The 14,770-nt window shown below is 58.2% G+C and carries 11 protein-coding genes; 6 read left to right on the top strand and 5 right to left on the bottom strand.

Translation table 11 applies throughout. The annotated features are described in order from the left end of the window. On the bottom strand, window positions 1–387 hold a 387-nt coding region (locus tag DSX2_RS17925), incomplete at its 3' end, for a GntR family transcriptional regulator (protein ID WP_152512843.1). A gap of 623 nt (window positions 388–1,010) precedes the next feature. Here DSX2_RS17925 and DSX2_RS04895 point away from each other — a divergent pair. The 5 genes from DSX2_RS04895 to DSX2_RS04915 are packed head-to-tail and all read left to right on the top strand — an operon-like array spanning window position 1,011 to window position 9,356. Beyond that, window positions 1,011–2,753, top strand: coding sequence for a class I SAM-dependent DNA methyltransferase (locus DSX2_RS04895; protein ID WP_020880042.1), 1,743 nt, complete (start codon window positions 1,011–1,013; stop codon window positions 2,751–2,753). After that, window positions 2,750–4,111 (top strand): restriction endonuclease subunit S, encoded by a 1,362-nt coding sequence (locus DSX2_RS04900; RefSeq protein ID WP_084486442.1) that lies wholly within the window; start codon window positions 2,750–2,752, stop codon window positions 4,109–4,111. The genes DSX2_RS04895 and DSX2_RS04900 overlap by 4 nt, the downstream gene beginning before the upstream one ends. Beyond that, window positions 4,108–5,031, top strand: a complete 924-nt coding sequence (locus tag DSX2_RS04905) for a GIY-YIG nuclease family protein (RefSeq protein WP_020880043.1) — start codon at window positions 4,108–4,110, stop codon at window positions 5,029–5,031. Before DSX2_RS04900 ends, DSX2_RS04905 begins: the two co-directional genes overlap by 4 nt. Then, a complete protein-coding gene (locus DSX2_RS04910; RefSeq protein WP_020880044.1) occupies window positions 5,028–6,161 on the top strand; it encodes a Fic family protein in 1,134 nt (377 codons plus the stop codon). The genes DSX2_RS04905 and DSX2_RS04910 overlap by 4 nt, the downstream gene beginning before the upstream one ends. Before the next feature lie 60 nt (window positions 6,162–6,221). Continuing rightward, a complete protein-coding gene (locus tag DSX2_RS04915) occupies window positions 6,222–9,356 on the top strand; it encodes a type I restriction endonuclease subunit R (RefSeq protein WP_020880045.1) in 3,135 nt (1,044 codons plus the stop codon). Between the two features lie 54 nt (window positions 9,357–9,410). On the opposite strand, the gene DSX2_RS17930 is transcribed toward DSX2_RS04915, so the two are convergent. Further along, window positions 9,411–10,154 carry a helix-turn-helix domain-containing protein gene (locus DSX2_RS17930; RefSeq protein ID WP_020880046.1) on the bottom strand — a complete coding sequence of 248 codons (744 nt, stop codon included), beginning with the start codon at window positions 10,152–10,154 and terminating at the stop codon, window positions 9,411–9,413. A 210-nt stretch (window positions 10,155–10,364) separates the two neighbouring features. Then, window positions 10,365–11,312, bottom strand: coding sequence for a phage integrase N-terminal domain-containing protein (locus DSX2_RS17935; protein ID WP_020880047.1), 948 nt, complete (start codon window positions 11,310–11,312; stop codon window positions 10,365–10,367). Window positions 11,313–12,147: 835 nt separating this feature from the next. On the opposite strand from DSX2_RS17935, the gene DSX2_RS18225 reads away from it, so the two are divergent. Continuing rightward, on the top strand, window positions 12,148–12,438 hold the full coding sequence (locus DSX2_RS18225; protein ID WP_152512845.1) for a hypothetical protein: 291 nt from the start codon (window positions 12,148–12,150) through the stop codon (window positions 12,436–12,438). Window positions 12,439–12,487: 49 nt separating this feature from the next. Here DSX2_RS18225 and DSX2_RS04920 read toward each other — a convergent pair whose 3' ends face one another. After that, complete coding sequence (locus tag DSX2_RS04920) at window positions 12,488–13,474, bottom strand: site-specific integrase (protein WP_020880048.1); 987 nt, start codon at window positions 13,472–13,474, stop codon at window positions 12,488–12,490. Window positions 13,475–13,724: 250 nt separating this feature from the next. Further along, window positions 13,725–14,684, bottom strand: a complete 960-nt coding sequence (locus tag DSX2_RS04925; RefSeq protein ID WP_020880049.1) for a UbiA family prenyltransferase — start codon at window positions 14,682–14,684, stop codon at window positions 13,725–13,727. Between the last annotated feature and the right edge of the window lie 86 nt (window positions 14,685–14,770).

Genomic DNA, 14,770 nt, shown 5'->3' on the forward strand with positions numbered 1-14,770 from the left:
GGGGGGGTGGACAGAATGGCCGGGTCGAGAGGTGCTTGCCCTGAGTCGCCCTATCAAAATATGCGACAATTGCTCAGGTCTTATGTGATATCTATTTGTCGTTCCTTGCCTTTCCTCGATAATGATCATCTTTGACTGAACAAGTTTCCCGAGAGCCCTTCTTATTGTACGAGAGCTCACGCCAATCTTCATTGCCAAATATTTATTGCCTGGAAAGGCCTTTCCTCCATATCTTATGAATATATAAATCTTTTCAAAGATACTCTGAGCACATGGAGATATGCGCAATTTGATCATTATTGATTTTATGTCACTTAATTTTATTTGTGACAAATCACCTTGAGACAGTGCTTCATATGTAATATCTTCAATTTTAACTGAATACATTATCGTCTCCTTGGCCGTCCGCGCTTTTTATCTTTGCTTGCAAAATGCAATGAGGAGTGATCAGGCGCAGATACCCCATGGCCGAAGCGCTGCATGAGCCATTCTTCTATATCTGCGCGATGCCAAACGACTCGACTTCCAAGCCGCTGAGGCTTCGGAACCAAATCCCATTGCCCGCGAAAAACTCTTCGCCGGATCGCGGCAGGACTGGTGCCCAAGATGAGCGCCACTTCACGAACTCCTATGAGAACTTGTTCCATCGCGGACCTCCTGGGGTAAGTTGTGCACCATTTCCCGGAGGGCCGGAGCGCGAAGAAAGAGCAATTTCAACCAGTTCTCCAGGCACCGAAAATACCTTCTGCATGCTATGGCGCCTCCGCCAAAGCGGCATACAAAAGCACAATATTTTGATATGATTATTCTTTTTCCTCAAGACAGGCAGGGATCGTGAGCGCTCCTCAGCTTTGCTTCTATCCTCGGCAGCGACGGGCATGTCCTCCCTGTCCAGCCTTGTCTCGGCTCATGCTTGGCTATAGAGTCTCGCCAGTTTGGCGAAGGCGCGGGGAATCCTCGGAATCTCGTGTCCTTACCGAAAAATTCAGATCAAGGATCACCGCTCCCGCATGAACCAACAGACATTGTCAGCATTCACCTGGTCGGTCGCCGACCTTTTGCGCGGCGACTACAAGCAGTCAGAATATGGCAGAGTCATCCTTCCCTTCACCATTCTACGGCGCTTGGACTGCGTTCTCGCCGCGACCAAGCCTGCCGTCCTGGCCGAACTCGAGGCCAAGAAGGCGCAGGGCATAATCTCCGACCCGTTTCTGCTCCGGGCTTCCGGCCAGAGCTTTTTCAACACGTCACAGCTGGACATGAAGAAGCTCATGGGCGACCAAGATCATATCCGAGAGAATCTGTTCGCCTACATCAGCGCTTTCTCACCCGCCGTGCGGGACATTTTCGAGCGCTTCGAGTTCCACGCGCAGGTGGAGCGGCTGTCCAAATGCGGCCTGCTCTACCAGGTCACGGAACGCTTTTCCCAGATAGACCTGCACCCCGAGAACGTGAGCAACTTCCAGATGGGGCTGATTTTCGAAGAACTGATCCGGAAGTTCGCCGAGTTGTCGAACGAGACAGCCGGAGAGCACTTCACCCCGCGCGAAGTCATCCGACTCATGGTGAATCTGATCTTCATCGAGGACGACGACGTGCTCTCCAAGCCCGGCGTCGTGCGGACGATCTACGACCCTACGGCCGGAACCGGCGGAATGCTCTCCATCGCGGGCGAATACCTGGCGGAGCACAACCCCAAGGCGCGCCTGACCGTGTTCGGCCAGGAACTGAATCCCGAGTCCTACGCCATCTGCAAGGCGGACATGCTCATCAAAGGCCAGGACGTGTCCAACATCGTCTTCGGCAACACCCTATCCGACGACGGCCACGCGGGGACGCGCTTCGACTACATGCTGTCCAACCCGCCCTTCGGCGTGGAGTGGAAGAAGGTCGAGAAGGAGGTCCGTCGCGAGCACGATACGCAGGGATTCAACGGCCGCTTCGGCCCCGGCCTGCCTCGCGTGTCGGACGGTTCCATGCTCTTTCTGCTGCACCTGATCAGCAAGATGCGTCCGGCGGCAGAGGGCGGCTCGCGCTTCGGCATCGTGCTCAACGGTTCGCCGCTCTTCACGGGCGGAGCCGGCAGCGGCGAGAGCGAAATCCGCCGCTACGTCCTGGAGAACGATTTTCTGGAGGCCATCATCGGCCTGCCCACGGACATGTTCTACAACACCGGCATCAGCACGTATGTCTGGATCGTCAGCAACCGGAAGCCCGAGCACCGCAAGGGCAAGGTCCAGCTCATCGACGCCTCGGCCATGTGGCAGAAGATGCGCAAAAGCCTGGGCAGCAAGCGCAAGGAACTGTCCGACGCCCACATCGAGGAGATCACCCGCCTGTTCGGCCAGTTCGCCGAGACCGAGCTGGACGGCAAGCCCATCAGCCGCATCTTCAGGAACAGCGCCTTCGGCTACCAGACCATCACCGTGGAGCGGCCCGAACGCGACGAGGCGGGCAAGATCGTCCTGGGCCAACGGGGCAAGGCGAAAGGCAAGCCCGTGCCGGACAGCAAACTGCGCGACACCGAGAACGTCCCCCTGGACGAGGACGTGAACGAGTACTTCAAGCGCGAAGTGCTGCCCCACGCCCCGGACGCCTGGATCGACCACGCCAAGACCAAAATCGGCTACGAGATTCCTTTCAACCGCCACTTCTACGTCTTCACCCCGCCGCGCCCGCTGGAGGTCATCGACGCCGAACTGAAGCAGACCACAGACCGCATCAAGGCGATGATCGAGGGACTGATCGCATGAGTTTTCCCCGGTATCCGGAGTACAAGGACAGCGGGGTCGAGTGGCTGAGGGAGGTGCCATCTCATTGGTCAGTTGGGCCTTTACGCTACGCAATAGCGCGGATCGATTCCGGAACAAGCGTCAACGCGAAAGATATGCCTGCCGAGGAAGGTGAGATTGGCGTCCTCAAGACGAGTTGCGTTTACGGTGGCAGTTTTGATCCCGATGAAAACAAAGCTGTTCTCCCGGAGGAGTTCGGTCGCGTTTCGTGCCCATTGAAGGCAAACACGTTAATCGTCAGCCGCATGAACACGCCAGATCTCGTTGGCGCCGTTGGCTTGGTTCGTATTGCTCAGGCTGGGTTGTACCTGCCAGATCGTCTATGGCTTGTGTCGTTCGCTGATGCTCACCCGACGTTCTGCTATTACTGGATGCGGTCTGCTAGTTACCGAGGGCAGGTACAAGCTGTGTGCTCAGGGACTAGCTCCAGCATGCAGAATCTGTCGCAGGGGCAGTTCCGGTCCTTTATCTTTCCCACGCCTCCCATGTTCGAACAATCCGCCATTGCGGCCTTCCTCGACCGTGAGACCGGCAAGATCGATGCGCTGGTGGCCGAGCAGGAGAAGCTGATCGAACTGCTGAAGGAGAAACGCCAGGCGGTCATCTCCCACGCCGTCACCAAGGGCCTCGACCCCACCGTGCTGATGAAGGACAGCGGGATCGAATGGCTGGGCGAGATGCCAGAGCATTGGGAGCGTGTCCAGCTAGGGCGTCTCTGCCGTCAAGTTTCAGATGGGCCACACTTCTCACCTGCATACGAAGATGAAGGAGTGATGTTTATCTCTGCTCGAAATATTAAAGTCGACGGCTGGTCTTTAGATGATGTAAAATTCATTTCTGAAAGAGACTACGCCGAGTTTTCTAAACGAGTAATTCCAGATTTCGGTGATGTTCTCTACACTAAGGGAGGAACGACAGGAATCGCCCGAGTTGTCGACCTAAAGCAGAAATTTCAAATCTGGGTCCATATTGCTGTGCTAAAACTTCATCACAGCATGTCAAATCCTTACTATGTCGCCTATGCGCTCAATAGCCGTGGCTGCTATGAGCAGTCACAACTATATACGCGAGGTGCTACGAATCAAGATCTTGGGCTGACTAGAATGATAAAGATTTGGCTTGCTCTCCCGCCTGTATCTGAACAAAACGAGATCGTTGAGCACCTTAATTCGGCAACTTTTGAACTTGATCAGCTGATCGCCGAAGCCCAACGCGCCATCGACCTGCTCAATGAACGCCGCTCAGCTCTGATCTCTGCCGCCGTGACCGGCAAGATCGACGTGCGCGGCATTCACCCTGAAATGACGGAGGCCATATGACCGTCGGCTCTACCGGACGCTCCCTCGAACTCTTCTTCATCGACGGCAAGCCGGACGGGATGCAGACGGCCGAAATGTTCAACTGGACCGGGCACGTGCTGATGGCACCCCGGACCCGCATCAAGGCCGCCTTGGACCGCAAGGAAGCGAAATATACCGGGATATACCTCCTTCTCGGCGACAAGGACGACAAGCCGTTCGCCTACATCGGGGAAGGAGAGGACATCTCGGACCGCATCAAGAATCACGATCAGAAAAAGGACTGGTGGACGCAGGCCGTTCTTGTCACGACCGGAGCGAATACCCTCAACAAGGCGCATGTGAAGTACCTTGAGTCGCGCCTTGTGGAGATCGCCAAGAGAGTCAAACAGCGCGACCTCGAGAACGGAAACACGCCCCCCCGCCCCGGCCTTTCCGAGGCCGCGCAGGCGAACATGGAATCCTTTCTCGAGTATCTCTTGATGACCCTGCCTGCCCTGCGCATCGACATGTTCCTGGACAAGGCCAGCCCCAAGGAGTCCACAGGAGCGGAGGCAACAGAAAGCGGCGAGTCCTCCTCACTCTTTTTCGAACTCGCGAGCCCAAAGCATGGACTCGCCGCAAAGGCGAAGCTCGTGGACGGGGAATTCATCGTCCTCAAAGGCTCCACGGCTCGCCTCAGGTGGAAGGGCAAGGGCTCATGGGACAGCACCTACGCGAAGCTCCACGAAGAGTTGCGGGCAACAGAGGTCCTTGTTGAAGACGGGGGCCACTGTGTCTTCGCCAAAAGCTACGCATTCCGCAGCACGAGCGCAGCCGCCGCGGTGATTAAAGGTCGTCCGGCCAGCGGCCCTGCCGAATGGAAAGTCGTCGGCACGGGACAGACCTACAGGGAATGGGAGGCCAGCCAGCTTCACGCTGCGGCTCTGGAGACTGCATGAAATTCGAGACCTTCGAGTCCGGCCGGTGGACCAAGCGGTACCGGTACAAGAGCTTCGAGCCGGTGCCGGTCAACCATGAATGGACGTGGGAAGACGCGGCCGTCAACGCGCTGCTGGAGACCGCCAACCGGGCGCTGGGGGAGCTGAACGCCTTCTCGCTCATCGTCCCGGACATCGACCTGTTCATCCAGATGCACGTCGTAAAGGAGGCGCAGACCTCCAGCCGGATAGAAGGAACGCAAACGGGCATCGAGGAGGCTCTCATGCCCGAAGAGCAGATTGAGCCGGAGAAACGCGACGACTGGCGAGAAGTGCGCAACTACATCACGGCAGTCAACCAGGCCATCGCCGAACTGAAGGACCTTCCACTGTCCAACCGTCTGCTCCGAAGGACGCACGAAATCCTCATGACCGGCGTGCGCGGCGAGCACAAGCAGCCGGGCGAATTTCGCACCAGCCAGAACTGGATCGGCGGGTCGAGCCTGATGGACGCCGTATTCATCCCGCCGCACCCGGACGGCGTGCCCGACCTGATGAGCGACCTGGAGAAATTCTGGCACAACGAAGAAATCACGGTTCCGCATCTCGTCCGCGCCGCCATAAGCCATTACCAGTTCGAAACCATCCACCCATTCCTGGACGGCAATGGACGTATCGGCCGCCTGCTGATCCCGCTTTATCTGGTCAGCCACGGACTCCTTGCCAAACCGTCGCTCTACCTTTCGGACTTCTTCGAACGAAATCGGGCGAGCTACTATGACGCCCTGATGGGGGTCCGCGTTTCCAACGACATCATGCACTGGGTGCGCTTCTTCCTGCGCGGCGTGGCGGAAACGGCCACCAAGGGGCGCGACGTGTTCCAGCAAATCCTCGCGTTGCGCACCGAGAGCGAAAACGCCGTGATGGGCCTGGGCAAGCGCAGCGCCAATGCCCGATCGTTGCTGCACGTGCTGTATCGCAACCCTGTCGTAACCGCTGCCGATGTCGAACGTGAGGTGGGGGTGAGCACGCCCACGGCCAACGCGCTCACCCGCGACTTCGAACGGCTTGGACTCCTCAAGGAGATCACGGGGCAGCAGCGCGGGCGATCCTATGCGTTTGATCGTTACCTTAGGCTCTTCGTTAGTTAAGGATAAGGCGTTTTCTTTGACTTAGCGTGACCTGTAGTTAAACTTGCTCGGGGACGGCTGATGAATCTGCACAAGGAAATCGAGTTCGAGAACGACATCTGCGGCCATCTGGCGGCGCACGGCTGGCTTTACGACCCCGCCGACGCGGCGGCGTATGACCGGCAGCGGGCGTTGTTCCCGGTCGATATCCTTGCCTGGGTGCGGCAGACACAGCCGGACGCGTGGGACGCCCTGGTCACGAACCACGGCGCATCGGCGGAAGCGACCCTTCTGGACCGCATCCGCAAACAGCTCGACGAGCGAGGCACGCTCGCCGTGCTGCGCTTCGGCGTCGAACTTCTCGGGCTGCGCCAGCCTATCAGCCTTGCCCAGTTCAAGCCCGCGCTGGCCATGAACCCGGAATTGCAAACCCGCTATGCGGCCAACCGGCTGCGCGTGGTGCGCCAGCTCCGCTATTCCGTACACAACGAGAACTGCCTGGACCTGGTGCTGTTCCTGAACGGCATCCCCGTGGCCACGGCCGAACTGAAGAGCGACTTCACCCAGGCGGTGGAAGACGCCGTGGACCAGTACCGCTTCGACCGCAATCCCAGGCCCAAGGGACAGGGGGCGGCCGAACCGCTGCTGGATTTTCCGCGCGGGGCGCTGGTCCACTTCGCGGTCAGCAATTCGCGCGTCAGGATGACCACGAAGCTTCTCGGCCCCGCCACCACATTTCTGCCCTTTGACCGCGGCGACGAGGGCGCGGCGGGCAATCCGGCGAATCCCGGCGGCCACCCCACCGCCTACCTCTGGGAGCAAGTCTGGGAGCGCGAAAGCTGGCTCGAGATCCTCGGCCGCTACATCGTCTCTACCCGCGACTGCAAGAGGCGCATCGAGAAGATCATTTTCCCCCGCTACCACCAGCTTGACGCCACAAGGCGCCTAGTGGCCGCCGTGCAGGCCGAGGGACCGGGCCAGAAGTACCTCATCCAGCATTCGGCGGGTTCGGGCAAGACGAACTCCATCGCCTGGACAGCACATTTCCTGGCGGACCTGCACGATGCCGCCGGGCACAGCAAGCTCTTCGACTCGGTACTCGTGGTGAGCGACCGCACCGTTCTGGACGCCCAGCTGCAGGAGGCCATTTTTGCCTTCGAACGGACCACGGGCGTGGTGGCGAGCATTACCGGAGAGCACCAGAGCAAGAGCGGCGAGCTGGCCGAGGCGCTGTCGGGCGGAAAGAAAATCGTCGTCTGCACCATTCAGACCTTTCCCTTTGCCCTTAGGGCCGTGCAGGAGCTTGCCGCCACCCAGGGCAAGCGCTTTGCCGTGATCGCGGACGAGGCCCACAGCTCCCAGACCGGAGAGGCGGCATCGAAGCTCAAGCAGGTGCTTTCGGCCGATGAGATGAAGGAGCTGGCCGACGGCGGCGAGGTGAGCACGGAAGATCTGCTGGCCGTGCAGATGGCTGCGCGGGCCAACCAAAAAGGGATCACCTACATAGCGTTCACGGCCACGCCCAAGGCCAAGACGCTGGAGCTGTTCGGACGACGCCCGAGGCCCGACCTGCCCGCCGGGCCGGAGAATCTCCCCGCGCCGTTTCATGTGTACGGCATGCGGCAGGCCATCGAGGAAGGCTTCATTCTCGATGTGCTGCGGAACTATACGCACTACAAGCTGGCCTTCCGCCTGGCCAGCAACGGCAAGGAGTGGGACGAGCAGGAGGTCGAGCGGAGCGAGGCGTTGAAGGGCATTCTGCGCTGGGTACGGCTGCACCCGTACAACATCAGCCAAAAGGTCCAGGTCGTCGTCGAACACTTCCGGGCGAACGTCGCCCCCCTGCTGGACGGCAAGGCCAAGGCCATGGTCGTCACGGCCAGCCGCCAGGAGGTCGTCCGCTGGCAGTTGGCCATCGAGAAATACATCAAGCGGCAGGGATACAAGATCGGCACCTTGGTGGCGTTTTCCGGGGCCGTGCGGGTCGAGGAGCTGGGAAGCGACGAGGTCACGGAGAACAGTGCCGTTCTCAACCCGAACCTGCGGGGCAGGGACATCCGTGAGGCTTTCACCACTGACGAGTACCAGATCCTCCTGGTCGCCAACAAATTTCAGACAGGATTCGACCAGCCGTTGCTCAGCGGGATGTATGTGGACAAACGGCTCGCGGGCATCCAGGCCGTACAGACGCTTTCTCGCCTGAACCGCTCTTACCCCGGCAAGGACACCACCTACATACTCGACTTCGTCAACGAGCCCGAAGAGGTGCTGGCCGCCTTCAAGACTTATTATGAGACGGCGGAGCTCGAAGCCACGACCGATCCGAATCTCGTCTACGACCTGCGGGCGAAGCTCGACGGGATGGGCTTCTACGACGATTTCGAAATCGAGCGCGTTGTGGCCGTCGAGCTGAATGATCGGGCGACGCAGGCCCAACTCGTTGCCGCCATAGAGCCTGTGGCCGACCGCCTGCTCAAGCGATTCAAGGCGCTGCGGCTTGCGCTTGAAGCAGCCAAGAGAGTGCAGGACAGCAAGGCAGAGAAGGACGCGAAGGACGAAATGGACGCCTTGCTCCTTTTCAAGCGCAATCTCGGCGCCTTCCTGCGCGTGTACACCTTTCTTTCCCAGATATTCGACTACGGCAACACGGACATCGAGAAGAGAAGCATATTCTTCCGACGCCTCCTCCCTCTTCTTGATTTCGGACGAGAGCGCGAAGGCGTGAACCTGTCAGGGGTAACGCTGACGCACCACAACCTGCGCAATCGAGGAACGCGAGACCTGCCGCTCGGTGACGGGCAAGGCGCAAAGCTGAAGCCTCTCACGGAATCAGGGAGCGGCGAAGTTCAGGACAAGGAAAAGGCCCTCCTCGCGGAGATCATCGCCAGGGTCAACGATCTGTTCGAGGGCGACCTGACCGATGATGACAAGCTCGTCTACGTGAACAACGTCATCAAGGGAAAGCTCCTGGAATCCCACATCCTGGCGGAGCAGGCGGCAAACAACACGAAAGAACAGTTCGCGGCATCCCCGGACTTGTCGCGTGAACTACTCAACGCCATCATGGATGCCCTGGCCGCCCACACGACCATGAGCAAACAGGCTCTCGAGTCACAACGGGTACAGCAGGGACTGCGGGACATCCTGCTGGATCAGGCGGGGCTCTACGAGGCGTTGCGAGAACGATCGCATAAGGCCGAGACCACGGCTCCGTAGATTTTCGGCGGCATTCCTCCGTGCGTTCAGTGCCGCATCTCCTGCCTGGTATTCTCATATGCTTCTCAGTTGTTGATTCTCTTGCTCGTCCTCGCCGGGGGTGAAGCGCGGACGAGCTTTCCCGACAGCCAGTGTCACTCCGTAGCCCAAGGCCTCAAGCCACTTGACGAGCGTATCAAGCGTGACATTTCCTATCCCCCCACGCAGGGCAATGGAAAGATCGTGTGGTTCGATTCCGCAGATGTCGGCTGCCTGTGCTTTGGTCAGACCTCGATCAGAGATTACGCCATCCAGGGCGTGCACAAGAGCGGACTTGGCCGAGAGCAATTCGGGGTTCGGCAACCCGAGATCTGCAAAAACGTTCATGCTGGCGGCGTAAACCCTTCGCTCGGGATCGGGCTCAAGATCGGCCCGGAGGTACCGGAGTGCAGCCATACCCCGCTTTGTGATCATATCAATCGGCCGCGTTCCGAAACGTATGCTGTGACGCGTCATCCAGGTAGACGCACGTTCAGGAGCATTTCGGTAGAAAAGACGTACAGCTTTTTGAAGCGCCAGAAGGTGCCCGACCCGCTCGACAATCTCCGTGTCGTTCGGGAGCGGGAATCCCTGGCGGAAGCGCCCGAGCATGGCCCGACTTGATCTTGGCAAGCCCAACACGGAGGCTTGCTCATCCTCTGTCAGCCCCCAGCCATCCAGTGCCCGCAGGATCCTCCTGGTCAATCTCCGGCGTATACGGCGCTCCCGGGCGGAACCGGTCAATCGTAATGCTCCATGACTACGTGTACGATCATGCATCATTTTCTCCTTCTCGTATAATTCATGCGCAAACAAGAGCATGACTATAAAATACTATGCATCATGGCCACATGAGAGAGCAAACAAAAAACAAGTCAGTCTTGTTTAGACACAGATAACGTACAGATAATTACAGACACTACCCTGCTGACAAAATAATCCCGCAAGGCATCGATTTATCATGATGCCTTGCGGGATTATTATTTGTGTCTATTTCGAACCGAGATACTGTGACACGACTGAATCGCGATCCGGTCCGTGTCCCAACTCGGATTTGATTATCAGGCGGGCATCCCGGTCCAGCTTGGACCAGGCTTTCCCCGCAACTCGTTCCGCATTGGAACGAAACTCCACTTTGCTCGGGAATTTGCATGGCGGAAGAAAGCCCGTGATGCATTCGTAGCGCCCCTGGGCATAGGCATGGCGGTTTCCATGCATCGAGGCCCCGGACGTTGACCTGGAAATGCCCTGCTTGGCCAGAGTGGCGTAGGCGAACTTTCGCCACTGGGCCTCACTCATTGCCGGGTCCATGGTCGATCCCCGTGGAGAGATGCAGTCTCGTGCAAAAACCAGGGCCTTTCGACTGACCTCCGGAACTGAAGACAAGATCCTGTCCCGCCCTCCTTTAGTGCCCTCGCTTATGAGGACTCTCCCGTCAGACAGGACTGCCCGCTCAGGATTCAATTTGCAGGACTCCTCGAAACGAAGCCCTAGCGAGCGCTGGAGCATGAGCTGGGCAGCAAGTCGCTGCTCATTGAGCGATCCGTTACGCAGTGTGTGAACCACCTCTCTGAATACATTTTCGGGGAGCGACTTGTCCGAGTTCGTGACGTAGGTTCTGTTGGGAATACCGAACTCCTCGTTCCTGCTTTCCGCGACGCGCGAATTTCCAAAATGACTACAGCAGATCCGAACGGCTGAAAGGTACTCCTTTACGGTCGCGGCGGTGAGACCATCGATATTGAGCCAATGGCCGACCACCGCCGCGACGTGTTTCATGCTTACGTTTTCCCATTTCCGCACGCCAAAGCCGAGTTGATGCAAGGTACTCACAAAACGCTTGGCTTCATTGAAATGGTTCTTCTTCGTTTTTCCTGATCCCCCGTGGCTTTTGATCCCGCGATGAGCGCCCATGAGAAGGCTGTTTTCATTCTTCATAAAAAACCTCCTGACCTGCCAAATAGCTACCTCGGGCGCGTGAGCGCCGGTGTGTTGGTAAATGAGGGGTCGGGCGTGAGCCGACTTCAGTCGGCCCCGTCTGGCCCAAGGCCAGAACGCAAGACGCCCCTGACAAGGTATGTAATCGACCATCTAAGGGGATGGCCGTTGGCAAGGGATAGGATGGGGAGAGAGGGATGCCTGACGGGAACTAGCCGTCAGGTCGGAATATAGTCTTGTTCCGACGCTAGGCGACCGGAACAAGATAATAATGTGGCGCGCTTAGGCGCGCGACGATGACGACGCGCTACGCGCGTCTGTATTCCTCTCGCGAGTCATACAGACGCGCGAAATGCCATTTGGGAGATAATTTGGGGTGCCCGCTTAGGCGGGTAGTCAGGGGTGCACGCAGAGGGTGCACGGCATGCTGTTTCGTTGCCGCCAAAGCGGCTCTTGACGCACAAACCTGCCGTGCTTTTGAGGGATACCAATCGCCGAAGCCATTGGTATTTGGGATGCGCAGGGCGCATTCTATGACCCGAAATTTTTACACCCGCCGGGTTCGGGGATTGATGCGCTTAGCTAGATCAAACACGGACCATTCGTCAATGATGAGAAAAGAAAACAGAGCCCCCCAATATTCGCATTGAAATTTTAAAAGAAAATGCTTATATAGACCCCTTCTTACAGTGACGCCATGCCAAATATTATATGGCTCTGACGTCCAGAACACTGACTTTTATCCCGCATTTCTTAGCATTACCAAACTACAAGCGGCTCGTCTATTTACCATGTGCTTTTAGTAAAACAATTTTTCTTACTAAAGAGGACCTCCATGAAGATTTTCGAATCGACACAAAATATTCAGGATGCAGTAGATTCCGTATTGAAACACGGTTTCGCAGCGATCGATGGAACAAAGTCAACAGCCGTTCCCTATGCAGAGAGGGTTGTCAACGCATTGGTTCCTCACAATATATCCGCATCTATTGGATACCAAAATACTTTGAAAAATGGCTACCTTTATTATGTGGTTGATTTAGAAAGATATCCATGTGGTGATGAGGAGCTGAAAAGACTTATCGATGATGTTGACAGTGATAACGATCCTTGCGAAAATTTTTAATACATTTCTATATGCTAATGAAAAAAGGATACTGCTTACAGTTAATATTTCACATGAGCTTTACCGCTAAACTCTCTGCATTAAGATGCGTATATCTCTTCAACATTTCTAGTGTCTTATGCCCGGTCACTTCCGCCACCTCCATCATGTTCAAACCTTTCTCAAATAATCGACTGGTAGCCTCATGCCTTAAGTCATGAAACCTAAGATCATCCAGCCCCGCACGGCCAGTAACACGCATGAATGCGGTGGTGATGGCATTAGGGGTTATTCGCCAGACCGGTCCGATATCCACATTTCGTTTAGTTAAGATTTCAGCAGCTTTTACGGACAGAGGAACCTGACGAGGTTCACCCGTCTTAGTCTGTTCAGACAAGAGCGACACTACTTTACGCCTCAGCTCCACCTGCTCCCAGCGCATCTGCGCTATCTCGTTTCGCCTCATGGCTGTCTCAATGGCAAAGATGATGATGTCTGCAATCTCACCGCCATATTGACGAGCAGCTGTCAGCAGCCTTTCCTCTTCCCCTGGCTTTAGTCGCCTCTCGCGGGCTCTCGGCATCTTTGGGAGACGCACATTTGCAGTGGGAAGACCACGAGGCAGGTTGATGCCCCAGTCTATCTGACAACACTTGAGGACGCGGTTGAGGAGCCCCATGTCGTGCCTGACGGTCTGGAGACTGTAGGTCTTGAGCATGATCTCGCGGTAGGCGGATATCTGCGCCGAATCCAGGGTGGCGAGACTGGTCGCTCCGAGATTCTCTTTCAGGCGGTCGAGGTTAGCCATCTGGGCTATGCCGCCACGCGCCAGAGAGGGGCAGACATCTTTCTTGTAGCGATCAATGGCCTGGGCAAGGGATGTCTTCTCTGCTGCTGTCGTGGAGACGAACGTCGCCCGGTCCATCTGGCTCTCGATGCCACGCGACCAAGCTTCGGCATCCGCCCGGGTATCGAAGGTTCGCGTCTGGACCGGGTAGCCCTTACGTCTGACTTTGACCTGCCACTGCCCCATTCCGCGCCGCGTGATCGTCGCCATTGTCCCTCCGCACCGAGTGTCCCAAATTTGTCCCAAATGTGGGATAAAAGATGCCGTACTTTATATGATTATGCGGAGTTGGACAATTCTCATTTCAGCTTTGGGAGCTGAACGTCGGAGGTTCAAATCCTCTCGCCCCGACCAATATTTCAATGGGTTGGAGTCCATGACGGACGCCAACCCATTTTTTTTGCCAGCCTATGGCTCCCGCCGGGTGCAGTGCCCAAGCCCGCGAGGCAGGCGGCGCGTGTCAGCGCAGGCCGCTCACCACCATCTGCGCCAGGAGCACGGCCAGGGTGGCGGCGGGGTAGTAGCTGGAGAGGTTGAAGAGGCGGGAGGCCTTGTCCGCCGCGTCGAAGGGGTCGCGCATGAGGCGCAGGACGGGCAGGAGCGTGAGGCAGGCGCCCAGGGCCAGGGCCGTGAGCAGGAAGGGCGCGGAGAGGCCGCCCGGGGCCAGGGCGAGCACCAGGGCCGAGAGCGCCAGGGCCGCGGCGATGGAGCCCGCGGCCACGCGCGAGGCCGTGCGCGGGCCGTAGCACAGCGGGATGGTGCGCGCCTCGTAGCAGGTGTCCTCGCCCACGTCGTACCAGTCGGCCGGGATGTTCTGCCCGCCGATCTCCCAGAGGAATATCCAGGCGAAGAGCCCGGCCACGAACCAGCCCGAGGGCGCGGGGTCCACGGCGTAGACCGCGGCCATGCCGCCCAGCGTCTTGACCACGCCGCTTATGAGCGCGCGCAGGCTCGTGACCGTGAGCAGCTTGCAGTAGGTCACCTCGAGCAGGCAGCCCAGCAGCAGGATGTAGGCGCTGACCGGGTTCAGCGCCGCGGCGCAGACCAGCGCGACGAGCCCCCATCCCGCGGCCCAGAGCACGGCCTCGCGCAGGGGCAGCAGCCCCTGGGCGATGGGATGGCGCACGAAGGCCGCGTCCAGGTAGGCCTGGCTCTTGTCCGGCGGCGAGGCGAGGAGCTTTTCGCGGTCCACCTTGTGGTCCACGATGTCGTTCAGCGCGTAGACGGCGGTGTAGCCGCCGAAGGCCGCGAGACAGCCGAGGATGACGACCTCGGCCGAGGGGATGCGGCCGAGCCAGAGCAGCGCGGCCAGGACCGGCGTGGCCATGTCCAAAAGGCCGTGCGGCGTGCGCGAAAGGGCCAGGAAAAGCCGGAGCTTCCCGCTTCCCCGCGGTGCCTGGGCGGTCAAGGCGCTGTCCACTCGTCCTCCATCGGTCGGTCTGCGGATCCCTTTCCGGAATCGTTTGCGGAACCGGCCGCGACCGGCTGGGCGGCCGCGGGCGAAAT

Source organism: Desulfovibrio sp. X2 (genome assembly GCF_000422205.1).
Classification (GTDB): Bacteria; Desulfobacterota; Desulfovibrionia; order Desulfovibrionales; family Desulfovibrionaceae; genus Alkalidesulfovibrio.

Coding starts and splice junctions, on each gene's coding strand:
- DSX2_RS04905 (WP_020880043.1), top strand. CDS start 4,108: ATGACCGTCGGCTCTACCGGACGCTCCCTCGAACTCTTCTTCATCGAC.
- DSX2_RS04895 (WP_020880042.1), top strand. CDS start 1,011: ATGAACCAACAGACATTGTCAGCATTCACCTGGTCGGTCGCCGACCTT.
- DSX2_RS04910 (WP_020880044.1), top strand. CDS start 5,028: ATGAAATTCGAGACCTTCGAGTCCGGCCGGTGGACCAAGCGGTACCGG.
- DSX2_RS17930 (WP_020880046.1), bottom strand. CDS start 10,154: ATGCATGATCGTACACGTAGTCATGGAGCATTACGATTGACCGGTTCC.
- DSX2_RS18225 (WP_152512845.1), top strand. CDS start 12,148: ATGAAGATTTTCGAATCGACACAAAATATTCAGGATGCAGTAGATTCC.
- DSX2_RS04915 (WP_020880045.1), top strand. CDS start 6,222: ATGAATCTGCACAAGGAAATCGAGTTCGAGAACGACATCTGCGGCCAT.
- DSX2_RS04920 (WP_020880048.1), bottom strand. CDS start 13,474: ATGGCGACGATCACGCGGCGCGGAATGGGGCAGTGGCAGGTCAAAGTC.
- DSX2_RS17935 (WP_020880047.1), bottom strand. CDS start 11,312: ATGAAGAATGAAAACAGCCTTCTCATGGGCGCTCATCGCGGGATCAAA.
- DSX2_RS04900 (WP_084486442.1), top strand. CDS start 2,750: ATGAGTTTTCCCCGGTATCCGGAGTACAAGGACAGCGGGGTCGAGTGG.